This is a genomic window from Mesorhizobium sp. Root102 (genome assembly GCF_001425625.1).
Taxonomy (GTDB): Bacteria; Pseudomonadota; Alphaproteobacteria; order Rhizobiales; family Rhizobiaceae; genus Mesorhizobium.
Genome location: NZ_LMCP01000046.1, coordinates 190434 through 213002, shown reverse-complemented (window position 1 = coordinate 213002; position 22569 = coordinate 190434). Strand labels below are relative to the sequence as shown.

Here is a 22569-nt window from a genome sequence, read left to right as displayed (position 1 = left end):
GCGGCCTCAGAAGGTCTGCCCGTGAATCATCGCCAGGTGCTCGATGATCGGCCCGACGGCGAGCGCCGGGAAGAAGGTCAGACCGCCGACGATGAGGATGACGCCGACCAGCAGCCCGACGAACAGCGGGCCATCGGTCGGGAAGGTGCCGGCGGAGGCTGGAACCGTCTTCTTCGCCACCAGCGAGCCGGCAATGGCCAGCGCCGGGATGATGACCAGGAAGCGGCCCGTCAGCATGCCGATGCCGATGGTGATGTTGTACCAGGGCGTGTTGCCGGTGAGGCCGCCGAAGGCTGAACCATTGTTCGCAGCACCCGACGTATAGGCATAGAGGACCTCCGAGAAGCCGTGCGGGCCGGCATTGCCCATCGACGCCACGCCGGTCGGCAGAACCACCGCGATGGCCGTGAAGATCAGCATCGCCAGCGGCAGGCACAGGATGGCCAGCATCGCCATCTTGACCTCCTTGGCCTCGATCTTCTTGCCGAGATATTCGGGCGTGCGGCCAACCATCAGACCGGCGACGAAGACGGCGACGACGATGTACATCAGGATGCCGTAGAGGCCGGCGCCGACACCGCCGACGATAACTTCGCCAAGCTGCATGTTGATGATCGGGATCATGCCGCCGAGCGCGGTGAACGAACCGTGCATGGCATTGACGGCGCCGCAGGAAGCGGCAGTGGTAATGACGGCAAACAGCGCCGACAGAGCTATGCCGAAGCGGCTCTCCTTGCCTTCCATATTGCCGCCCTCGATGCCCAGCGCGTGTACCAGCGGATTGCCGGTGGCTTCCGCCCAGTAGCAGATGGCGACACCGGCGATGAACATGACGCCCATGGCCGACAGGATCGCCCAGCCCTGGCGCTGGTTGCCGATCATGCGCCCGAAGACGTTGGTCAAGGCGGCGCCGATGGCGAAGATCGACACCATCTGGATCAGGTTGGAGATCGCGTCGGGATTCTCGAAGGGGTGCGCGGCATTGGCGTTGAAGAAGCCGCCGCCATTGGTGCCGAGCATCTTGATGGCCACCTGCGAAGCGACCGGACCGACGGCGATGGTCTGCTGCGCGCCCTCGAGCGTCGTGGCGTTGACATAGGCTCCGAGCGTCTGCGGCATGCCGAGCCAGACATAGACCAGCGTCAGCACGACGCAGAACGGCAACAGCAGATAGAGTGTGGAACGGGTCATATCGACCCAGAAATTGCCGATCGACTTGCCCGATGCCCGGGCAAAGCCGCGGATCAGCGCGATGGCTATCGCGATACCCGTGGCCGCCGAAACGAAATTCTGCACCGTCAGGCCGGCCATCTGCACGAGATAGGACATCGTGCTTTCGCCACCATAATTCTGCCAGTTGGTGTTGGTCATGAAGCTGGCGGCGGTGTTGAAGGCCAGTCCTGGTTCAACCGCGGTCATGCCGGCCGGATTGTAAGGCAGGCTTCCCTGCAGGCGCTGCAGGACATAGAGCACCAGGAAGCCGGCAAGGTTGAACAACAGCATCGCGACCGCGTAGGTCGCCCAGTGCTGTTCCTCGCGCTCGCTGGTTCCGCAAATACGATAGAGTCCGCGCTCGAGCGGGCCGAAGATTGGCGAAAGCAGTGTGCGGTCGCCGTTGAAGACGCGGTGCATGTAGCCGCCGAGCGGCTTCACCAGCAAAATGATGATCCCGCAATAAACCAGGATTTGTATCCAACCGTTTGTTGTCATGGCTGTGGCTTTCCGTGCCTTCAGAAGCGTTCTGGACGAATGAGCGCGTAGGTCAGGTAGGCGAGCAGGAACAACGTCACGCCACCACCGAGGATGTAATCGACTAGCATGGTCCGATCCTCTAGCTCAAATTCTGTCGCAGGCTTTGACATAGGCGAAGAACAGGGCGAAAAACAAAGCCCCGATCCCGAGAACAATGACGTCCATTATGCTTGTTCCTTGCTTACATTTTTCTACGTTGCGCCTGCTGTTCGCAGGCTGGCAATTACGTGAAAACGGCGCGCCACTTCGATCTCTCACAGCGTCCGGCGCCTGCTCAAGGTGGAATATAGACCGGGCCGCCATAAAGGTTCGAGACGGGGCGCAGTGGAAAGAAATAGGAATTTTATAAAGATTTCCGTTCGAAGCGGGCGGAACGATTCCCCGGACGGGAGATTGTCGACTTGAGGGCCCACGCACTAAAGGAGACGACAATGGCAAAGCAGAAAATGCTCGACGACCTGTTTCACGACACGCTGAAAGACATCTATTTCGCCGAAAAGAAGATATTGGCGACGTTGCCGAAAATGGCCAAGGCCGCGCAAAGTGCCGACCTGAAAGCCGCCTTCGAAAAGCACCGCACCGAGACCGAAGGACATGTCGCGAGGCTGGAGAAAGTCTTCGGTGTCATCGGCAAGAAGCCGGCCGGCAAGACCTGTGCGGCCATCATGGGCATCACCGACGAAGGCGCCGAGATCATGGAGGAGTACAAGGGATCTCCCGCGCTTGACGCCGGCCTGCTGGCTGCCGCGCAAGCGGTCGAACACTACGAGATCTCGCGTTATGGCACGCTGAGGACCTGGGCCGGCGAACTCGGCCTGAATGAGGCGGTGACGCTGCTTGAAGCAACGCTGAAGGAGGAAAAGGCCACCGACGAAGCACTGACGCAGCTCGCGGAGTCGGCCGTTAACGTCGCGGCGGAAGCCGCGTAGATTCGTAAAAGAATGATCGGTGGGCTGCGTCTAAACGATCTGGCGCGGCTCCCACATCGTTGCTGAGATAGGTCGGATCGAACTCGGCGACGCACATAGGTTCGACACAAGTTGATTGCCAGCGGGGCGCAACGTCGTCAGCCTCGGCTGCGAGATGGCGGTCTCCTGGATCGCTGGAAAAGTGAAAGCCCGGCTGGGGAGGGCCAAGCCGGACTTTCTGAGGGGGGCTGGTGTAGCTTAGGCCACCGTGATGGAAGGTCGCATCAATCCTCAGGCAGCGTACCCGCCATAACCGCGCGCAACGGCGTGCACGCCCGCGACCGGCTCGAGGTCCGGCCACAGGATGCCGGTGGCTTGCGCAAATTCGAGCAGCGCCCGGCGTGCCTGCTCGATGGTCACATAGCCCCGAATGGCGAGCTCACATGCCTTGACCGCATTGCGGTAAAGCCGGCCGCGGCGGGAGGTCGTCCAGTCGGTCAGAAAATCGTGCATTTCGGCCAGTGAGGTTATCTCACGCTTGAAGCCGAGGCCGACGGTCAATGCGACCGGTGAATGAAACAGCTTGTCGTGCATGAAGGGGGCTCCTGAGTTTATCCCGCGCTTGGAGAAATATCCGGGCGGGTCCGCGAACGGGACGCCAAGAAACGCGCAACGAGGCAGGGGGTTCCAAGCTGGGCGTGAACGTTCTTTTGGATGTGCCCGGCTGCTGTCGAAGCGGTTGCTTCGAAGGCTTGCATCGTGTGTCCGGTCCGCCAGCCATGGCCGTGGGTACGGTTGAGTCTGCAATTCTGCGCGAGGCTGGCGCCTAGGATTTAGCCGTTACTTGACAAGTAGGCCGCCGGCGATGAATTCTGACGTGGTCTGAGCCAGGGGGATTTCGGATGAGAAAGACCTACGAAAAGCCAATTCTGGTAAAGCGGGAGAGATTGTCCGCCGTCACCGCCGACTGCACACCTTCCACTTGCGTGCCGCAGTAAGGCCACCAGATCGGTAGACGACCGCACCTAACAGAGGGCTGGCGTCGCTTTTTATTTGTCACCCGTTGGTGCCGTGGGCCGTTCTCGCGCTGGTCCGTTTATGCGGCCCGGGGAAATGCGTCTGGGGCCTTGCGTCGGATGCCCGGTTGCACTTGGCGATCTGCGCGTACCACAGTTTCATTGCCGAATGGATCTGGCCGGCATGCCAATATCGTTCTGTATTCCTATGGCGTCCGCGGCCCATTCCCGCATTTCCGGGGACGCATCGCTGGACTTGAGGATCGACACTGCCAGTGCCGCTATATCGGCGGGCGGTTTTTGGTTAGCGGCCATATAGGCAAAATAGCCAACCGTGACGGCACACCCTATCGAAATAACAGATGGGACAAACTGTACTGTCTTCAGAGCTATTGTTCGCCAGCGTTTGGATGGGCTGGGTTTTGAGACGTCATCTTCGTCATCCAGGTCAGTCATTCCACTCTGCCCCCGCGAGTCGATACAACACCATCTATTATGATGAGCTTCATTAGTTAAAATACGAATAAAACTTTCTTGGGCCTATTCACGCAAGCAAGCCGAGAAATGTACGCCAGCGCGCGATCGACCCGAAAAGACGTGGGCCAGACAGAATGGTGCCAGACAATGTGCTGCTGCCAGCCTGATCGTTGCTAACGTGGCGAAACAGAATCCCGCCTCGTGCGGGTCTTCATGTTTCGCCAAGGATATGCCCCCCGAAAATAAGAGCTAATCAATTGATTTCACTAAGAAGTGGCGGAGAGAGCGGGATTCGAACCCGCGTTACGGTCTCCCGTAAACACACTTTCCAGGCGTGCGCCTTCAACCACTCGGCCACCTCTCCGTCCATGCATGTCGCGTCGGCCGGTTTCGCCGCGCGGGTTGGGGGAGATGCACCTCCCTTGGGGCAAGGCGAAATTTCCGCCATCGGCGTCGCCAACCAGCAAACGCCTTTCCCCCACACCTGAGCCGTCAAAGCAACAGGCGCGGGGCTCATCTAGTCGATCCGACGGCGAATGCCAAGCCATAACGGCAGTCTATTCGCTTTGCCGGCCACACTGTGTTTCGCAAGGCCGCCGGCGTGCCCGTTTTTGCAGCGCCGCGACCGCAATGGTGTGCACAGCCCCGACCGCGAGGCCGGCCGCCCTTGACTTCCCCCAGAGCCGCCTGTCGAGTGACAAGGCTTTGCGGGGGCATCGTGCGGACATGACATCGAGCAATGGGCAGACGCCGGTCAGGCGGCCGGACAGCGGGCTGTCCTTCGTGCCGCCGGGCTGGCTCGTCTTCGTCATGGCATGGTCGGTCTACGGCCTGATATCCACTTGGCGCCTGGTGTGGGACTACAGCCTGCCTGACAGGGTTTTCTATCTCATCTATGGCGGGCTCGCCGTCGACATCATCACCATTCTATGGGGGCTCTATCTGCTCGGCCTCGCCTTTGGCCGCTCGGCGCGCTTCCCGCGCCAGTTCACCATCTGGCAGATCGCCACCATCGTCTGGCTGCTGGCGCGGCAGGCCTATGTGCTAACGATTTCCGATGTCGTCTTTTCAGGCAAGGCGCTTACCATCACCGTTGCGGAAATCGCCATCGGGGTTCTCTGCATCTATCTTATACGCCGCGGTTCCGAAGCCGGGGCCGTCTATGCCAAGCCGGGAACCGAAGAGCCGCCGGTCTTCGTGTCGATCGTCGCCGCCCTGCTCGGCATCATCCTTGGCGCGGTCATTGGCGCCCTCGCCGGCTTCGTCGCCGGCTCGATCATTGCCGACGCCAGCGACATGAGCTGCTTCGAAGGCGCCTGCGGCTATTTCGCCGTCTTCATTGGCTTGGCCGGGCTTGTGATCGGTGCCATCGGCGGCGGCATTTTCGCCGTCTGGCGCGTCCAACGGCGCAAACGCAAGCCGGTGGCATAGGGTCGACCAGAGAAAGCATAGGCTTCAAATTCGCGTATGGCGATTGCGCACCAGGCATGCGCATTCTATCTGTCGTTTCGAAACGTGCCGGAAGGCCCTCGGGAGGAGCTTGAGGAAAGGCCGGAGGAAGGTCTCTAATGTTTCGCTTCGTCTTCCGTCTTGCCGCAATGGTCGCGCTGTCGATCTCCGTCATCATGGCGGTGCTCGACGCTACACGCACCGTGGCGGCATCAGTGCTGGTGCTGACCCCGCTCAACACCAGCTGGCTGGCCGTGTCGCCCGACACGCGGGCCGCCTTCGAGACCTTCGTTCGCGCCAAGGCCGGTCCGCTGCTTTGGGACGGCGCCATCGCCTGGGTGCTCAACCAGCCCGGCTTCGCAGTTTTTGCCGTACTGGCCTTCCTGCTCTATGCGATCGGCTACAGGCGGCAACGACGCACGGGACAGTTCGCGGCCAGATGACCCGCTTCTTGCGTTCCCCCAGAGAGGAAAGCCGCGCATGTTCTTTCTCAGCGACATGCTGAACAAGAAACTCAATCTGCCGAAGCCGTCCGAGGCGCTGCCGGGCCGCGCACGGGCGATCCCCACCGCACCCAGGCACAAGGTCTTGAAAAGACCGCTCAAGGGTCCCTATCCCGAGGGGCAGGAGACGGCGATGTTCGGGCTCGGCTGCTTCTGGGGTGCTGAGCGGCTGTTCTGGCAGATCGAAGGTGTCTGGGTCACAGCGGTCGGCTACGCCGGCGGCATCACGCCCAATCCGACCTATCAGGAGACCTGCACCGGCCTTACCGGCCATGCCGAAGTGGTGTTGGTCGTCCACGATCCCAAGATCGTCTCCTATGCCGCGCTTCTGAAGCTGTTCTGGGAAAGCCACGACCCGACGCAAGGCATGCGCCAGGGCAATGATGTCGGCACCACCTACCGCTCCGCGATCTACACATCAGGTGATGCGCAATTGCGGGCGGCGGGCGCCTCGCGCGATGCCTATGAGGCCTCGCTGCGCGCTGCCGGTCACGGCAGGATCACCACCGAGATCGCGCCGGCGCCCGAATTCTACTTTGCCGAAGGCGATCACCAGCAATATCTGGCCAAGAACCCTTACGGCACTTGCAGCCTCAAAGGCACCGGAGTGGCTTGCGCCATCCCGACTGCCGCCTCCGCCTGAAGCCCTGATCCATGTCGCTCAAAATGTGGCCCCGGTTTTGAGACAAACACATGAATGGAAACAGGGACCTAAAGCTCGACGCATGGTTCCATTTCGACGCGACGCGCTTTAGGGTCAAGGAGCATCGCGGCTTGCCCGCGCCAGGCTTTTCCAAAAGGTCAAAATTCCGCGTGAATTTTGTTTCGGGCCATGCCAGATTGACCCGAGCGGGAGGGGAGTACACTCCTGGCTGACGTCGTATGCCTGCCGGAGAACCGGGCGGGTATCCGGTGCGTAACGGAAAAATAACCGACAGGGTGTGGATCACATGAAACGTATCGTTCTCGGCCTCCTGGCCGCAACCGCAATGGTTCTTCCGGCTTTCGCCGCGGATGTCCAGCCGGCCATCCTCTATGATCTCGGCGGCAAGTTCGACAAATCCTTCAACGAGGCTGCCTATCACGGCGCCGAGAAGTTCAAGACCGAGACCGGCGTCGCTTATGTCGAGTTCGAGGTGTCCAATGCCTCGCAGCGCGAGCAGGCGCTGCGCCGCTTCGCCGAGGACGGCCACAACCCGATCGTCATGGCCGGCTTCGCCTGGGAGGATGCGCTGAAGAAGGTCGCGGCCGAATATCCCGATCTCAACTTCGCCATCATCGACGACGCCGTCGACCTGCCCAATGTTCGCTCGCTGGTATTCAAGGAGAACGAAGGCTCCTATCTCGTCGGCATCATGGCGGCGATGGCCTCGAAGTCCAAGAAGGTCAGCTTCGTCGGCGGCATGGACATCCCGCTGATCCGCAAGTTCGAATGCGGCTATGTCGGCGGCGCCAAGTCGGCCGGTGCGACCGACGTCATCCAGAACATGACCGGTGATACGCCGGCCGCGTGGAACGACCCGGCCAAGGGCGGTGAGATCGCCAAGACGCAGATCGACCAAGGCTCCGACGTGGTCTATGCTGCGGCCGGCGGTACCGGCGTCGGCGTGTTGCAGGCGGCGGCTGATGCCGGCAAGCTCGGCATCGGCGTCGATTCCAACCAGAACGGCCTGCAGCCCGGCAAAGTGCTGACCTCGATGCTGAAGCGCGTCGACGTTGCCGTCTACAGCGCCTTCATGGACGGCAAGAACGGCACATTCAAGGGCGGCCTGCAAAATCTCGGCCTCAAGGAAGGCGGCGTCGACTACGCCATGGACGACAACAACAAGGCGCTGGTCACCGACGAGATGAAAGCCGCCGTCGAAAAGGCCAAGGCCGACATCATCGCCGGCAAGATCGAGGTGCACGACTACACCGCCGACAACGCCTGCCCCTATTGAGCGGCTCGGGCATAAGCCAAGATCCGCAAACCGCCGGGCGCAAGCCCGGCGGTTTTGCCTTCTACCGGGTCGAGCGAAATATTCGCCACCCGCAACGGACACCATTCCGGGACAAGGATGCAGCCGACAATCGAACCCATGCGGGAGCGCGATTTAACAGCCGTCGCGCGACTGCGCCTCGCCACCTTTTTCGAGGGGACGGCAAGGACTGTCGAAGAGGATGCGGCAGGCCTTCACCGACTGCTTGCCGGTGATGGCTTCGAGGCGGCATTCGTGGCCCGAATCGGCGATGTGCCGGTTGGCTCGTGCCTGCTGGTCCGGCACGAACTTGAACCGGCGCATGGTCTCACGCCATGGTTGGCCGGGTTGGTTGTCGATGCCGGGTATCGAGGCGCAGGGATCGGCAGCGCGCTGGTCAGGGCGACTAAAGCCCATGCGGCTGCGCGGGGTGTCGAGACACTCTCTCTCTACACATGGGAAGCACGTGATTTCTACGCAGCCTTGGCTGGACCATGATTGAGGTTTTTGGTCAGGACGACGAAACGGTGGCTCTGATGTCGTGCCGGCCGCGCGCATGATCCCGAAAGAAAGCTCTAAAATGTGCCGGCCAGGTACCCCAGCGCGAACGCCACGATCAACCCGACGGCCACGACAAATCCGCGCCGGCCGCCAAGCGTGTGCGGGCCAATGCCGTGCGGCCGCTGCGGCAGGCTTCGGATTACGGTTGGCGACCTGGCATCGCCCAGGCCAGAGCTGCGCATCTGCGGCAGGTCGACAATGGACTGGGTGATCTGCTCCCAGCGCGCTTCGCCATCAGCCGGTTCGGCACGGCCGATGATGTGCATGCGTTCGGCGAGATCTACGACGGCGTCGCGGAAGGCCGGGTCGATCTCCAGATCGCGCTCGGCCCGTTCACGTTCCGCGTCGTTCATCAGGCCGAGCACATAGTCGCCGGCCCGCGCGACGCGATCGCTTTCACTGGCCATGGCGTGCACCCTCCCCCTTTTCCTCACCAATGCGGCGGCTTGGTTACAGGCACATCATCTCCTGCCTGCTCCTCCAGCGCCAGGAAGCGATCCGTCAGCGCGTCGAGCTTGCGCTGCATGCGTTCGATCACCTTCCACTGCTCGGCGATCTGGCCGGACAGTTCCTCAATGGTCTTCTCCTGTTCGGCAGCGCGGATCTCCAGCGTCGTCAGCCGATCGGCGGGCATGATCATATGGAATTCCCCAGTCCTTCACCGCGATGTCGTGCGCCGTGATGCGAATTTCGGCTTTGCCATATTAGCGAATGTGAAGGCCCCGGCCACGTTGGAAATTGACAAGCGCACCGGGATTTGTCGAGAGTGAACACTGCTCCTGCCAATTGGCATGGGCGGAGCGTCATGCTAGGCGTTTTGACCAAGCGATAAAAAATACGAGTGGGACAGGCTGCATGGCGCAAGCCGCAATCGAGCTGATCGGCATCAACAAGAGTTTTGGCGCCGTGCGCGCCAACCGCGACATCAATCTGGAGATCGTGCGCGGCACCATCCACGGCATCGTCGGCGAGAACGGGGCCGGCAAGTCGACGCTAATGTCGATCCTCTATGGCTTCTACCAGGCCGACAGCGGCGAGGTCCGCGTCGGCGGCCAGCCGGCCTCGATCAAGACGCCCAATGACGCAATCGCGCTCGGCATCGGCATGGTGCATCAGCATTTCATGCTGGTCGACAATTTCTCGGTGCTGGAAAACATCATCCTCGGCGCCGAGAGCGATGCGCTGCTGAAGAAGAGCATAGTCAAGGCGCGCTCCGAACTCGAGCGTCTCGAACGCGAATACGGGCTGGAAGTCGATCCCGATGCGATCATCGAGGAACTGCCCGTCGGCCTGCAGCAGCGCGTCGAGATCCTCAAGGCGCTTTATCGCGGCGCCGAGATCTTGATCCTCGACGAGCCGACGGGCGTGCTTACGCCGGCCGAGGCCGACCATCTGTTCCGCATCCTCAGGCAGTTGAAGGAACAGGGCAAGACGGTGGTGCTGATCACCCACAAACTGCGCGAGATCATGGCCATCACCGACACGGTGTCGGTCATGCGCCAGGGCACGATGGTAGCGACGCGCGAGACCAAGAAGACCACCGTAGAGGAGCTGGCCGAGCTGATGGTCGGGCGACGTGTGCTGCTCAGGGTCGAAAAGGGCGAGGCGGACGCCGGCGGTGTCAAGCTCGCGGTCAAGAACCTGACCGTGAAGGACACTCGCGGCGTCACCATGGTCGACGACATCTCTTTCGATATCAGGGCCGGCGAGATCGTTGGCATCGCCGGTGTCGCCGGCAACGGCCAATCCGAACTGCTCGAGGCGATTTCCGGCATCAGGCGCGCAGTCTCCGGCTCGGTCATGCTCGACGGCAAGCCGATCGACCTGACCGGTGCCGCCGACCCCGGAGAATTGCGCGACCGTGGCCTGGCGCATGTGCCTGAGGACCGCCATCACGTCGGGCTGGTGCTGGCCTTCGAGGAGAATGAGAATTCCATCCTCGGCTATCATGACGACCCCCGCTATCTGAAGGGTCCGTTCCTCAACATCGAGGCCATCCGCAACGATGCCAAGGACAAGATCGCCAAATACGATATCCGCCCCGCGGACTGCCGGCTGAAGACCGCCAATTTCTCCGGCGGCAACCAGCAGAAGATCGTGCTCGCGCGAGAGATGGAACAGGACCCGGGTGTTCTCATCGTCGGCCAACCGACGCGCGGCGTCGATGTCGGCGCCATCGAATTCATCCACAAGCGCCTGATCGCCATGCGCGACCAGGGCAAGGCGGTGCTGGTGGTGTCGGTCGAGCTGGACGAGATCCGTTCGCTTTCCGACCGCATCCTGGTGATGTTTGCCGGCCGCATCGTCGGCGAACGAGGCCCGGAAGCGACCGAAGGCGAGCTCGGCCTGCTAATGGCCGGCGTCGAGCATCAGGAAGCCGCCGAATGAGCACGCCTTACGCCAAACTGCCGGCCTGGGCTGACTACGGCCTGATCCCGCTGATCAATCTGTTCGTCGCCTTCGTCGTCGCCGGCTTCGTCGTGCTTCTGGTCGGCGAGAATCCGTTCCGCGCCGCTGTCATCCTGGTCGAAGGCGCCTTCGGCAAGGGCACAGGTATTGCCTTCACCCTCTTCTATGCCACCACCTTCATATTCACCGGGCTTTCGGTCGCCGTGGCAGCGCATTGTGGCCTGTTCAACATCGGCACCGAGGGGCAGGCCTACATTGCCGGCCTTGGCATCGCCATCGTCTGCCTGAGCTTCGACAGCACACTACCGTGGTGGCTGACCTTTCCGCTGGCGATCGTTGCCGCGGCGCTCGTGGGCGCGTTGTGGGCGCTTATCCCCGCCTACTTGCAGGCCAAGCGCGGCTCGCACATCGTCATCACCACCATCATGTTCAACTTCATCGCCGCCTCGATCATGGTGTACCTGCTGGTCGGGCCGTTGAAGCCGGCAGCATCGCAAGCGCCGCAGACGCGCAACTTCCTCGCCGGCGCGGAATTGCCGAAGCTCAACTGGATCATCGAACTGTTCGGCGCCAAGATCCGTTCGGCGCCGCTCAACATTTCCTTCCTGCTGGCGCTGGCCATGGCCTTCCTGGTCTGGCTGCTGATCTGGCGCACCAAGCTCGGCTATGAGATGCGCACCTACGGCCACAGCCCGAAGGCGGCGCGCTATGCTGGCATTTCCGAAACCCGCATCATCATCACCGCCATGATGATCTCGGGCGCTCTCGCCGGCATGATGGCGCTCAATCCGGTGATGGGCGACCAGCACAATGTCGCCATCGACTTCGTTTCCGGCGCCGGCTTCGTCGGCATCGCCGTGGCGCTGATGGGCCGCCTGCATCCGGTCGGCATCGTGCTGGCGGCGATCCTGTTTGGCATGCTCTATCAGGGCGGCGCCGAACTCGCCTTCGAGATGCCGGCGATCAGCCGCGACATGATCGTCATCATCCAGGGTCTGGTGATCCTGTTTGCCGGCGCCCTCGAGCACATGTTCCGGCCTTACATCCAGGCGCTGTTCGCCTCGCTCAGCCCGCGATCGGTCGGCATGGAAGCGGTCAAGGGGAAGGGTGCCTGAGATGGACGTGTTCAACGCAGTCGTCCAGACACTGGACTCCACCATCCGCCTCTCGGTGCCGCTGCTGCTCGCCTGCCTCGCTGGCCTCTATTCGGAACGCGCCGGCATCTTCGACATCGGCCTCGAAGGCAAGATGCTGGTCGGCGCCTTCGCCGGTGCTGCGGCCGCTTCCGTGTTCCATTCGGCCTTTCTCGGCCTCGGCATGGCGATCCTGATCTCGGTCGCCTTTGCCATGATCCACGGCTTTGCCTCCATCACCCATCGCGGCAACCAGATCGTCTCCGGCGTGGCGATCAATTTCATCGCCGCCGGCTCGACCATCATTCTCGGCCAGGCCTGGTTCCAGCAGGGCGGGCGCACGCCGGCGCTGCAACCGGGCGAGCGCTTCGAGGCCATTACTCTGCCGGGTGCCGACGCCATCCACGACGTGCCGATCCTCGGACCGATCTATGCCGAGCTGCTGTCGGGTCACTCGATCCTGGTCTACCTCGCCTTCGCGATGGTGCCGTTCACCTGGTGGGTGCTGTTTCGCACCCGATTCGGCCTGCGCCTGCGCGCCGTCGGCGAGAACCCGGCCGCCGTCGACACCGCCGGCATCTCCGTCGCCTGGCTGCGCTACCGGGCGCTGATCTGCACCGGCATCCTCACCGGCATTGCCGGCGCCTATCTGTCGATGGTGCAAAATGGTGGCTTCGTCAAGGACATGACCGCCGGCAAGGGCTACATCGCGCTGGCCGCGCTGATCTTCGCCAAGTGGAAGCCGGTCAACGCCATGTTCGCCTGCCTGTTGTTCGGCTTCCTCGACGCGCTGTCGATTCGCCTGCAAGGCTCGCCGCTGCCGATCATCGGCAAGGTGCCGGTGCAGTTCATGCAGGCGCTGCCCTACATCCTCACCGTCATCCTGCTCGCCGGCTTCATCGGCAAGGCCATTCCGCCACGCGCCGGCGGCGTGCCTTACGTGAAGGAACGCTGAGCCGCAGCAACGGGGCGGCTTGGTGCCGGGTTTTGGACACGATCATCGGAGAGAACAGCTGAATGTCGCATGATCTGTTTGAGGCCGCCAAGGCTGCCATGGCCAAGGCCTACGCGCCCTATTCGAAATTTCCGGTGGGCGCTGCCTTGCGCACCGAGGACGGACGTGTCTTTACAGGCGCCAATATCGAGGTCGCGTCCTACCCGGAAGGCTGGTGCGCCGAGACCACAGCGCTCAGCCACTACATCATGGGCGGTGGCGGCAAGATCGTGGAAATCGCCGTTCTTGCCGAGCGCATGGCGAAGTGCTCGCCTTGCGGCGGCTGCCGGCAGCGACTGGCCGAATTCTGCCGGCCGGAAACAAAGCTATATCTCTGCGACAATGCCGGTGTGGCCGAGACCGTGACCATGGGCGAGATGCTGCCCTACGGCTTCCGCGGCGACATTTTGAAATGAACAACGGGCTGAAATGAAGAGCTGGCTGCAATGACGGAAAAGGCTCTCGACCATCTCATCGAAAGACTGGACGGCTTGGCGCCGTTGACAGCGCTGGTGCTGGGTTCGGGCCTGGGCGGGCTGGTCGACCAGATCGAGCATCCGATCCGCATCCCCTATGCCGACCTGCCGGGCTTTCCAAGAAGCGGCGTCACCGGCCATGCCGGTGAAGTGGTCGCGGGGCTGTTTGCCGGTGTGCCGGTGCTGATGCTGTCCGGCCGCGCCCACTACTACGAGCACGGCGTTGCTGCGGCAATGCGACCGGTGCTGGAAGTGCTTGCCGGCATCGGCATCGCGAAACTGATCCTCACCAACGCCGCCGGCTCGGTCGATCCCGACATGCCGCCGGGCTCGGTGATGCTGATATCGGACCACATCAATTTTTCTGGCACCAACCCGCTGATCGGCGAGCCCAGCGACCGCCGCTTCGTTGGTCTCACCGAGGCCTATGATGCCGGCATTCGCAAGGCCATCGAACGGGCGGCGAAAGCGACCGGCACCACGCTGCACAAGGGTGTCTACATGTGGTTCTCGGGGCCATGCTTCGAAACACCCGCTGAAATCCGCATGGCGCGCGTCATGGGCGCCAACGCGGTCGGCATGTCGACCGTACCGGAGGTCATTCTCGCCCGTTTCCTTGGACTGCGCGTCGCCGCTTGTTCGGTCATCACCAATTTGGCGGCCGGCATGACCGGGGCCGAGCTTTCGCACCAGGAGACCAAGGACATGGCGCCGATAGGCGGCGCGCGGCTGGCAAAGATCCTGCAGCGCGTGTTCCGCGACGGACTGCTGGAGAGCTGATGCTTCCCCAGGAAATCATCCGCCGCAAGCGCGATGGCCTGAGGCTGTCGGAGCAGGAGATCGCCGACTTCGTCGAGGGCGTGACGTCAGGGGCCGTTTCGGATGGCCAGGTCGGCGCTTTCGCCATGGCGGTGTTCTTCAACGGAATGAACCGCGACGAGGCTGTGGCGCTGACCCTGGCGATGCGCGATTCCGGTGACGTGCTCGACTGGTCGGACCTGCCCGGCCCGGTCACCGACAAGCATTCGACTGGCGGCGTCGGCGACAATGTTTCGCTGATGCTGGCGCCGATCGTCGCCGCATGCGGCGCTTATGTGCCGATGATATCAGGCCGCGGCCTTGGCCACACCGGCGGCACGCTGGACAAGATGGATGCGATCCCTGGCTACATCAGCCAGCCCGATATTGCACTTTTTCGCAAGGCGGTGCTCGAAACCGGCTGCGCCATCATCGGCCAGACCGCCGACCTCGCGCCGGCCGATCGACGGCTCTATGCCATCCGCGACGTCACCGGCACGGTCGAATCGGTGCCGCTGATCACCGCTTCGATCCTGTCGAAGAAGCTGGCGGCCGGGCTGCAATCGCTGGTGCTCGACGTCAAGGTCGGCAACGGCGCCTTCATGGAAAAATCGCGCGACGCCACCGCACTCGCCAACAGCCTGGTCGAGATCGCCAGTGGCGCCGGGCTGAAGGCTTCGGCGTTGATCACCGGCATGAATGAGCCGCTGGCGTCGGCCGCCGGCAACGCCGTCGAGGTGCGCAACGCCGTCGATTTCCTCACCGGTCGGTTTCGTGACCGTCGGCTCGAGGATGTGACGCTGGCGCTGGCCGCCGAGATGCTGCAGTCGGCGGGACTGGTTTCGTCCAACCAGGATGGCATGCGGCGCGCCACCGAGACGCTCTCCAGCGGCCGCGCCGCCGCCACCTTCGCGCGCATGGTCGCCGTGCTCGGCGGCCCGGCCGATTTCATCGAGAAGCCGGAAAGATACTTGGCTGCGGCGGCGACCGAGTTTGCCGTCAAGGCGACGGCGAATGGCTTCGTCACCGGCATCGCGACCCGCGACATCGGGCTCGCCGTGGTTGGCCTGGGAGGCGGACGCACGCGGCCGGACGACAAGGTCGACCCCGCGGTCGGCATCACCAGGCTGTTGCCGATCGGTGCGGAGGTGAGGAGCGGCGAGCCGCTGGCGCTGGTCCATGCCCGCTCATTGGCCGATGCCGAGGTCGCCGCCGCCGCTGTGCTTTCGGCCTATACGGTCGGCGCTTCGAAGCCGGCCGCCGACAAGTCGGTCATCCGGCGGATTCTGCCGCGGGGCTAGAGCATGATGCCGAAAAGTGTGAAGCGGTTTTCGGACGACATCATGCTTTGTTGGGAAAACGACATGCATAAAATCAAAGACCTAAGGCGCGTCGAACGCGACGCGCTTTAGTTACTGAACGAGCAGCAGCGTGCCGTTCTCGACTTGGTATTTGTTGAGCCGGTTGAGGAAGCTCATGCCGATCAGATTGGTGCGCAGCGCCCTGTCGTCGAGCACGATGGTCTGGACGTCATTGACCGTGATGTTGCCGATCTGCAGGCGGTCGATCATTGCCACGGCCGCCTTGATGGTGCCGTTGGCGGTGCTGACCTCGTGGCTGAAGTCGGAAGCGTTCAGCGACAGCCCGATCCTGCGGGCCGTCGAGGTGTTGATGGCGACCAATGTCGCGCCGGTGTCGATCATGCCGTCGACCTGACGTCCGTTGAGCTTGAAGGCCGACGAGAAATGTCCGCGCTCGTCTGCCGCTACGACGACCTTGCGGCCCATCGGCAGCGGCGCCGCCGGCTTGTCCGGCACTGATGCTAGGTTGATTTCCGGCTGGGCTTTGACGGCGGGTTTGCCGGGCGTCGCTGATTTCAGCAGGTTGTCGACGAGTTGCGGATTCGACTGATACACAATCGGTATCGATGCCGATGTACCGGCAAAAACGCCGAGGATGAGAAGCTTGCGCAGCATGGATCGGCCTCGCCGCATGACCCCGAAAATCGGGATCGATTTTCGGAAAGGATCATGCGCAAAATCAAAGTGCTACAGCGTCCTTTGCGCGTCCGAATGGACGCGCGGCGCTGTAGTGACAGCCGATCGTTAAGCCCGGATGGTGTTTGCCGCTTTAACGCGTGCCAAAACCGCGCCTTTGCGTAAATTTTCGGTAAATTACTTGGTCCCGTACATGCGGTCGCCGGCATCGCCAAGGCCGGGCATGATGTAACCCTTCTCGTTGAGCTGGCGGTCGATCGAAGCGGTGAACACGGGAACATCCGGATGGGCCTTGGTGAAGCGCTCGATGCCCTCGGGCGCGGCCAGCAGGCAAAGGAAACGGATGTTGGTGGCGCCGCGCTCTTTCAATTTGTCGATCGCCGCGATCGCCGAATTGGCGGTCGCCAGCATCGGATCGACGACGATCACCAGACGGTCGGCGAGGTCGCTCGGCGCCTTGAAGAAATACTCGACCGCTTCCAGTGTCTCGTGATCGCGGTAGAGACCGACATGGGCGACGCGGGCGGCCGGCACCAGATCGAGCAGGCCTTCCAGCAAGCCGTTGCCGGCGCGCAGCACCGAGGCGAAGACCAGCTTCTTGCCCTCCAGCGTTGGCGCCTCCATGGTTTCCATCGGCGTTTCGATCGTCGTCGTCGTCAGTTCGAGGTTGCGGGTGACCTCGTAGCCGAGCAGCAGCGATATTTCGCGCAGCAGCCGCCGGAAGCCCGCCGTCGAGGTTTCCTTCTTGCGCATGATGGTCAGCTTGTGCTGGACAAGCGGATGGTCGACGACGGTGACGCCCTGCATGGTGTTCTCCTGATTCCTGCGCCCGAAACTGCGTGCCATGGTCCTTTCGGGCGCGCCGCGTTTCAAGCTGCTTGAGCGAACCCTAGCGACAATGCACCGGCCAAGGAACCGCTTGGCCCGCACCGACCACAGCTTTGTCGGCAGAAATCAGCGTGCCGCGCCGTTCAACCGGGTAAGAAGCGCAGTCTTGGTCTTTTTGTCGACGAAAGCGGCTTCGATGGCCGTTCTGGTGACAGCAGTCAGCGCCTTGTCGTTCATCGAGAAATGCTCGGTGGCGATATCGTATTCACGCTTGAGCGAGGTCCAGAAATAGGGCGGGTCGTCGGAATTGAGCGTCACCTTGCAACCGGCCGCCTGCAGGGCCGGAAACGGATGGTCGGCAAAGCTGTCGAACACCTTGAGCGCGATGTTGGAGCCGGGACAGCATTCCAGCACCACGCCCTCGTCAGCAATGCGACGGACAAGGTCCGGATTCTCGATGGCACGCACGCCATGGCCGATGCGGGACGGACGGATGTGATCGAGCGCCGCCTGGACCGTCTCCCAGCCCGTCAGTTCGCCGGCGTGGATGGTGATGCCGAGCCCGGCCTCGCGGGCGATCTCGAAAGCCCTGACATAGTCCTCCATCTCGCCGATGCGCTCATCGCCGGCGACGCCGAAACCGGTGACCAGCGGATGCCCGCAGCGCGCCGCAAAGCGCGCCGCCTGCTCGATCGACTCGACGCCGACATGGCGCACGCCGGTGACGATCATGCGGCCCTCGATGCCGGTCTTGGCCTTGGCACGGGCCATGCCTTCGCCGAGCGCGTCGGTATAGGCCTTGGGCGACAGGCCCGCCTTCCTGGCATGGTCTGGCGAGGTGAACACCTCGGAATAGATTGCCCCGTCGCGGGCAAGGCTGGTCAGATAATGGTCGGCCAACCGCGCATAGTCCTCCTCAGTGCGAAACAGATCAGAGGAAAAGTCATAAGCCGCGAGGAAGGACGTGAAATCATGCCAGACGAAGGAGCCGTTCTGGATATAGGGCGAGGTGTCCTTGCCGTATTTCTGCGCCTGGCGGATGACGAGTTCGGGCGCCGCTGCCCCTTCGATGTGGCAGTGCAGTTCCGCTTTCAAAGGCATTCAATCATCCCGTCGGTCTGTCCAGGTCTTGAAAACGCCACCTGGAAGCGCGGCTGAACACCGCGCCTTAAACAATAGCGCCCGCACCATCGATCGGCTATGGTCCCGCCGGTTTTATGACGGATCAAAAAAATGTCAGCTGAGAGAACCACGGCCGCGGGCGGCATGGAAACCTCCTATGGTTTCAAGCGCGTAGGGGCTGGCGACAAGCAGTCCCTGGTCAACGATGTTTTCCACAAGGTCGCCAACCGCTACGACCTGATGAACGATCTGATGTCGGCCGGCCTGCACCGGCTGTGGAAGGATGCCATGGTGACGTGGCTCAATCCGCCGAAGCGGGCGGGCTGGAAGGTGCTCGACGTTGCCGGAGGCACCGGCGACATCGCCTTCCGCATCGTCGATGCCAGTCATCGCAACGCCCATGCCACCGTGCTCGACATCAATGGCTCGATGCTGGCCGTCGGCCGCGACCGGGCCGAAAAGAAAGGCCTGTCCGGCAACACCGATTTCGTCGAGGCCAATGCCGAGGAACTGCCCTTCCCTGATGCCACATTCGACGCCTACACGATCGCTTTCGGCATCCGCAACGTGCCGCGCATCGATGTCGCGCTGAGTGAAGCGTTTCGCGTGCTGAAGCCGGGCGGGCGCTTCCTGTGCCTGGAATTTTCCGAGGTCGAGATGCCGTTGCTCGACAAGGCCTACGAGGCTTGGTCGTTCAATGCCATTCCGAGGATCGGCAAGATGGTCACCGGCGACGGCGAGCCCTATTCCTATCTGGTCGAATCGATCGCCAGGTTCCCCAATCAGCAGAATTTCGCGACGATGATTTCCCGCGCCGGCTTCGACCGCGTTTCCTTCCGCAATTATTCCGGCGGTATTGCCGCGCTTCATTCGGGCTGGAAGCTTTGAGGCTGGCTCGCATTTCTCGCAGGCGATGTGGTCCGTGCCGGTTCAAAGAGCCGGCAGGACGGGCGCGGCCATGAGCACGGTCAGCGCTGGATTTCGGCTCGTAAGGGCCGGCTGGGTGCTGGTGCGCGAGGGCGTCGTCGCCGCCTTGCCGGGCGAGGAGCTGTCGGGCCTGCCGAAATTCGGCTGGCGGCTGGCGCGATTGTTCACCCGCCGTCGCGCCCTTGCCTATGAGCGCAGCGACCGGCTGGCCAAGGCGGTCGTCCGACTCGGTCCATCCTACGTCAAGCTCGGCCAGTTCCTGGCGACGCGGCCCGACGTCGTCGGCAACGACATGGCGCTCGATCTCGCCATGTTGCAGGACAAGATGCACACCTTCCCGAAGGCTGAAGCCATCACGGCTATCGAGGCTTCCCTCGGGCGCAAGGTCGGCGATCTCTACGCGCAATTCGGCGATCCGGTCGCGGCCGCCTCCATCGCCCAGGTCCATGCCGCCGACACCATCCATGACGGCGTTGCCACCAAGGTGGCGGTCAAGGTGATCCGGCCCGGCGTGCGCCGCCGCTTCTTCCAGGATCTCGAAAGCTATTTCCTCGCCGCCCGCCTGCAGGAAAAATACGTCCCGTCGTCACGCCGGCTGCGGCCGGTCGAGGTCACCGAGACGCTGGCGCAGACCACCAAGATCGAGATGGACCTTCGCCTCGAGGCGGCCGCGCTCTCTGAGCTTGGTGAGAACACCAAGGACGATCCCGGCTTCCGCGTGCCATCCGTCGACTGGGAGCGTACCGGCCGCGACGTGCTGACCATGGAATGGGTCGACGGCGTCAAGATGAACGACATTGCTGGCCTGGAGGCCGCAGGCCACGATCTGAAAGCGATCGCCGCCAACCTCATCCAGTCGTTCCTGCGCCATACGCTGCGCGACGGCTTCTTCCACGCCGACATGCACCCGGGCAACCTCTTCGTCGAGGCAAACGGCACCATCGTCGCCGTCGATCTCGGCATTGCCGGCAGGCTCGGCAAGAAGGAGCGCCGCTTCCTCGCCGAAATCCTCTACGGCTTCATCACGCGCGACTATCTGCGCGTCGCCGAAGTGCATTTCGAGGCCGGCTACGTGCCGCGCCAGCACAATGTCGCGGCCTTCGCGCAGGCGATCCGGGCGATCGGTGAGCCGATCCACGGCCAGCCTGCCGAGACCATTTCGATGGCCAAGCTTTTGACGCTGCTATTCGAGGTGACCGAACTCTTCGACATGGCGACGCGGCCGGAACTGATCCTGCTGCAAAAGACCATGGTGGTGGTCGAGGGCGTCGCGCGCACGCTCGACCCGGCCTTCAACATGTGGAAGGCGGCCGAACCGGTGGTCGGCGGCTGGATCGCCGGCAACCTTGGTCCACGTGGCATGATGATCGATGCGCGCGACGGCGCCAGGGCGCTGCTGACGTTGGCCCGCCAGATGCCGGAGCTTGCAGCGCGCACGGACCGGCTGTCGCGCGAGATTGACCTGATGGCCGAGCACGGCCTGCGCTTCGACGAGACAACCGCGCGCGCCATCGGCAAGGCCGAGGCGCGTTACAGCCGCTCTGGCCGCCTGGCGCTGTGGGTGATCGCGCTGACGCTGGTCTATATCGCCTGGAAGATCATCTAGACCCCGACGGATCGGTTTGGCCAACTTGCAGTAATCTGATAGCATTGCTATCATTGCACTCGGCAGTCACAGCTGAGTGCAATCAGATGGCCAGCATCACGATCCGCAACCTTGACGATGAGGTCAAGGAGTTGCTGCGTCGATTGGCGGCGGAAAACGACCGCTCCATGGAAGAGCAGGCGCGGGTTATGATCCGCGCCGCCGTTGACGGGCAGATCGGCCCAGTGGGTCGCATCGACCAGATTGAGAAAACGCTGCGCGAACTGACCAGCGTGCACGGCGCGGCGACCCCGGCTACCGCGCTGGCAGGAAAGAGCGTGCCGCGCGGCAGCCTTTCCGGCAAGCGCATCCTGCTCATCATCGGTGGCGGCATTGCCGCCTACAAGGCGCTCGATCTGATCCGTCGGCTGCGCGAGCGCGGAGCTGCGGTTCGGGTGGTCATGACATCGGCCGCGCAGGAATTCGTCACCACGCTGTCGGTCGGCGCGCTCTCCGCCGACCATGTCTTTACCGAACTGTTCGACCGCAATGACGAGCATGATGTCGGCCATATCAGGCTGTCGCGCGAGGCCGATCTGCTGGTGGTAGCGCCCGCCACCGCCGACCTGATGGCCAAGCTCGCCAACGGCCACGCCAACGATCTTGCCTCCACCGTGCTTGTCGCCACAGACAAGCCTGTGTTGATGGCGCCAGCCATGAACCCAAGAATGTGGGCGCATCCGGCCACCCGCCGCAACCGCGCGACGCTACAAAAGGACGGCATCTCTTTTATCGGTCCGGCCAAAGGCGAGATGGCCGAGAGTAATGAGGCGGGCGAAGGCCGCATGGCCGAACCGCTGGAGATCGTCGCCGCGATCGAGGCGCTGCTCGATGTCGGCCCCAGGCCGCTGTCGGGGCGCAAGATCATCGTCACCTCCGGCCCGACGCATGAGCCGATCGACCCGGTGCGCTACATCGCCAACCGTTCGTCGGGCAAGCAGGGCCATGCCATCGCGGCAGCGTTGGCCAGGCTCGGCGCCGATGTGCACCTCGTCTCCGGCCCTGTCGGCATCGCCGATCCGGCAGGCGTGAAGACCATCCATGTCGAACGTGCACAAGAGATGCGCGATGCGGTGGAACAGCTCCTGCCCGCCGACGCGGCGGTGTTCGTCGCCGCCGTTGCCGACTGGCGCAGCGAGAATTCGGCCGGTGAAAAGATCAAGAAGGTCGCGGGCGAAGGGCCACCGGTGCTGCGCATGGTGGAGAATCCCGACATCCTCGCCGGCGTCGGCCATCACAGCCAGCGACCCGGCCTGGTGATCGGCTTCGCCGCCGAGACACAGAATCTCCTGCGCAACGCCGAGGCAAAGCTAAAGAAGAAAGGCGCCGATCTCATCGTCGCCAACGACGTGTCACAGGCCAGCGGCGTCGGTCCTTCGGGCGTGATGGGAGGCGATCGCAACCGGGTGCGGATCGTGTCCAAGGCAGGTGTCGAGGGATGGCCCGAGATGAGCAAGGACGAAGTGGCGGCCCGGCTCGCCGCCCTGATCGCCGAACGGCTTAAAACGATCGTCGTTTGAGCCGGCGCAAAGACGTCCTGCCGCCACGTTCTGCCGCAGTGACGCACCACCTCTTGCCGAGAGACGGCATTCAGGCGGCGCGCCTCAAGTCCTGCG

25 protein-coding genes and 1 tRNA gene are annotated in these 22569 nt (G+C 62.9%); 15 read left to right on the top strand and 11 right to left on the bottom strand.

The window, feature by feature from the left end; all coding sequences use genetic code 11:
* Nucleotides 1-6: 6 nt before the first annotated feature.
* On the bottom strand, nt 7-1710 hold the full coding sequence (gene kdpA, locus ASD12_RS29315) for a potassium-transporting ATPase subunit KdpA (RefSeq protein WP_056595076.1): 1704 nt from the start codon (nt 1708-1710) through the stop codon (nt 7-9).
* A 20-nt stretch (nt 1711-1730) separates the two neighbouring features.
* Nucleotides 1731-1820, bottom strand: coding sequence for a K(+)-transporting ATPase subunit F (gene kdpF / locus ASD12_RS33760; RefSeq protein ID WP_015315765.1), 90 nt, complete (start codon nt 1818-1820; stop codon nt 1731-1733).
* 363 nt (nt 1821-2183) lie between these two features.
* Here kdpF and ASD12_RS29310 point away from each other — a divergent pair, with 363 nt between their 5' ends.
* Complete coding sequence (locus tag ASD12_RS29310) at nt 2184-2681, top strand: ferritin-like domain-containing protein (RefSeq protein WP_056595074.1); 498 nt, start codon at nt 2184-2186, stop codon at nt 2679-2681.
* Nucleotides 2682-2951: 270 nt separating this feature from the next.
* On the opposite strand, the gene ASD12_RS29305 is transcribed toward ASD12_RS29310, so the two are convergent.
* From ASD12_RS29305 to ASD12_RS29295, 3 genes are all read right to left on the bottom strand, one after another.
* Nucleotides 2952-3254 (bottom strand): DUF982 domain-containing protein, encoded by a 303-nt coding sequence (locus tag ASD12_RS29305; protein WP_056595069.1) that lies wholly within the window; start codon nt 3252-3254, stop codon nt 2952-2954.
* 581 nt (nt 3255-3835) lie between these two features.
* Nucleotides 3836-4132 carry a hypothetical protein gene (locus ASD12_RS29300; RefSeq protein WP_056595068.1) on the bottom strand — a complete coding sequence of 99 codons (297 nt, stop codon included), beginning with the start codon at nt 4130-4132 and terminating at the stop codon, nt 3836-3838.
* Nucleotides 4133-4427: 295 nt separating this feature from the next.
* Nucleotides 4428-4517: transfer RNA gene (locus ASD12_RS29295), tRNA-Ser, on the bottom strand.
* Between the two features lie 362 nt (nt 4518-4879).
* Here ASD12_RS29295 and ASD12_RS29290 point away from each other — a divergent pair.
* The 4 genes from ASD12_RS29290 to ASD12_RS29275 all read left to right on the top strand — a co-directional run bounded on the left by ASD12_RS29290 (nt 4880) and on the right by ASD12_RS29275 (nt 8045).
* A complete protein-coding gene (locus tag ASD12_RS29290) occupies nt 4880-5584 on the top strand; it encodes a hypothetical protein (RefSeq protein WP_056595066.1) in 705 nt (234 codons plus the stop codon).
* A gap of 137 nt (nt 5585-5721) precedes the next feature.
* Entirely contained in the window at nt 5722-6045 is a 324-nt protein-coding gene (locus ASD12_RS29285) for a hypothetical protein (RefSeq protein WP_056595063.1), read from the top strand.
* Between the two features lie 37 nt (nt 6046-6082).
* Entirely contained in the window at nt 6083-6748 is a 666-nt protein-coding gene (gene msrA, locus ASD12_RS29280; RefSeq protein WP_056595061.1) for a peptide-methionine (S)-S-oxide reductase MsrA, read from the top strand.
* 307 nt (nt 6749-7055) lie between these two features.
* Nucleotides 7056-8045: a BMP family ABC transporter substrate-binding protein gene (locus ASD12_RS29275; protein ID WP_056595059.1), complete on the top strand. Its 990-nt coding sequence runs from the start codon at nt 7056-7058 to the stop codon at nt 8043-8045.
* A 153-nt stretch (nt 8046-8198) separates the two neighbouring features.
* Here the strand turns inward: ASD12_RS29275 and ASD12_RS35655 are convergent, their stop codons facing one another.
* Nucleotides 8199-8387 (bottom strand): hypothetical protein, encoded by a 189-nt coding sequence (locus tag ASD12_RS35655; protein ID WP_056595056.1) that lies wholly within the window; start codon nt 8385-8387, stop codon nt 8199-8201.
* Between ASD12_RS35655 and ASD12_RS35650 the strand changes: the two genes are divergently transcribed.
* Nucleotides 8319-8561 (top strand): GNAT family N-acetyltransferase, encoded by a 243-nt coding sequence (locus ASD12_RS35650; protein WP_244483019.1) that lies wholly within the window; start codon nt 8319-8321, stop codon nt 8559-8561. The genes ASD12_RS35655 and ASD12_RS35650 overlap by 69 nt on opposite strands.
* A gap of 77 nt (nt 8562-8638) precedes the next feature.
* On the opposite strand, the gene ASD12_RS29265 is transcribed toward ASD12_RS35650, so the two are convergent.
* Together ASD12_RS29265 and ASD12_RS29260 are read right to left on the bottom strand one after the other, a co-directional pair.
* A complete protein-coding gene (locus ASD12_RS29265) occupies nt 8639-9031 on the bottom strand; it encodes a hypothetical protein (RefSeq protein WP_056595054.1) in 393 nt (130 codons plus the stop codon).
* 23 nt (nt 9032-9054) lie between these two features.
* Nucleotides 9055-9261: a SlyX family protein gene (locus ASD12_RS29260; RefSeq protein ID WP_181956538.1), complete on the bottom strand. Its 207-nt coding sequence runs from the start codon at nt 9259-9261 to the stop codon at nt 9055-9057.
* A 218-nt stretch (nt 9262-9479) separates the two neighbouring features.
* On the opposite strand from ASD12_RS29260, the gene ASD12_RS29255 reads away from it, so the two are divergent.
* The 6 genes from ASD12_RS29255 (at nt 9480) to deoA (ending at nt 15735) form a co-directional block, all read left to right on the top strand.
* Nucleotides 9480-11012, top strand: a complete 1533-nt coding sequence (locus ASD12_RS29255; protein WP_056595049.1) for an ABC transporter ATP-binding protein — start codon at nt 9480-9482, stop codon at nt 11010-11012.
* Nucleotides 11009-12148 (top strand): ABC transporter permease, encoded by a 1140-nt coding sequence (locus ASD12_RS29250; protein WP_056595047.1) that lies wholly within the window; start codon nt 11009-11011, stop codon nt 12146-12148. Before ASD12_RS29255 ends, ASD12_RS29250 begins: the two co-directional genes overlap by 4 nt.
* A gap of 1 nt (nt 12149) precedes the next feature.
* Nucleotides 12150-13121, top strand: coding sequence for an ABC transporter permease (locus tag ASD12_RS29245; protein ID WP_056595045.1), 972 nt, complete (start codon nt 12150-12152; stop codon nt 13119-13121).
* Nucleotides 13122-13183: 62 nt separating this feature from the next.
* On the top strand, nt 13184-13576 hold the full coding sequence (gene cdd / locus ASD12_RS29240) for a cytidine deaminase (RefSeq protein WP_056595042.1): 393 nt from the start codon (nt 13184-13186) through the stop codon (nt 13574-13576).
* 30 nt (nt 13577-13606) lie between these two features.
* Nucleotides 13607-14416, top strand: a complete 810-nt coding sequence (locus tag ASD12_RS29235) for a purine-nucleoside phosphorylase (RefSeq protein ID WP_056595041.1) — start codon at nt 13607-13609, stop codon at nt 14414-14416.
* Nucleotides 14416-15735 carry a thymidine phosphorylase gene (gene deoA, locus ASD12_RS29230; protein WP_056595039.1) on the top strand — a complete coding sequence of 440 codons (1320 nt, stop codon included), beginning with the start codon at nt 14416-14418 and terminating at the stop codon, nt 15733-15735. The genes ASD12_RS29235 and deoA overlap by 1 nt, the downstream gene beginning before the upstream one ends.
* A 111-nt stretch (nt 15736-15846) precedes the next feature.
* Here deoA and ASD12_RS29225 read toward each other — a convergent pair whose 3' ends face one another.
* The 3 genes from ASD12_RS29225 to ASD12_RS29215 all read right to left on the bottom strand — a co-directional run bounded on the left by ASD12_RS29225 (nt 15847) and on the right by ASD12_RS29215 (nt 18360).
* Nucleotides 15847-16410 (bottom strand): TIGR02281 family clan AA aspartic protease, encoded by a 564-nt coding sequence (locus ASD12_RS29225; protein WP_056595037.1) that lies wholly within the window; start codon nt 16408-16410, stop codon nt 15847-15849.
* A 198-nt stretch (nt 16411-16608) separates the two neighbouring features.
* Entirely contained in the window at nt 16609-17238 is a 630-nt protein-coding gene (gene upp, locus ASD12_RS29220) for a uracil phosphoribosyltransferase (protein WP_023671129.1), read from the bottom strand.
* Between the two features lie 147 nt (nt 17239-17385).
* Nucleotides 17386-18360: an adenosine deaminase gene (locus ASD12_RS29215; RefSeq protein WP_056595035.1), complete on the bottom strand. Its 975-nt coding sequence runs from the start codon at nt 18358-18360 to the stop codon at nt 17386-17388.
* Between the two features lie 132 nt (nt 18361-18492).
* On the opposite strand from ASD12_RS29215, the gene ubiE reads away from it, so the two are divergent.
* The 3 genes from ubiE to coaBC all read left to right on the top strand — a co-directional run bounded on the left by ubiE (nt 18493) and on the right by coaBC (nt 22473).
* A complete protein-coding gene (gene ubiE, locus ASD12_RS29210; RefSeq protein ID WP_056595032.1) occupies nt 18493-19269 on the top strand; it encodes a bifunctional demethylmenaquinone methyltransferase/2-methoxy-6-polyprenyl-1,4-benzoquinol methylase UbiE in 777 nt (258 codons plus the stop codon).
* A gap of 70 nt (nt 19270-19339) precedes the next feature.
* The gene (gene ubiB, locus ASD12_RS29205) at nt 19340-20914 is read left to right on the top strand and encodes a 2-polyprenylphenol 6-hydroxylase (protein WP_056595247.1); all 1575 of its coding nucleotides are present in this window, start codon (nt 19340-19342) and stop codon (nt 20912-20914) included.
* Nucleotides 20915-21000: 86 nt separating this feature from the next.
* Complete coding sequence (gene coaBC / locus ASD12_RS29200) at nt 21001-22473, top strand: bifunctional phosphopantothenoylcysteine decarboxylase/phosphopantothenate--cysteine ligase CoaBC (protein ID WP_056595031.1); 1473 nt, start codon at nt 21001-21003, stop codon at nt 22471-22473.
* Nucleotides 22474-22569: the final 96 nt, after the last annotated feature.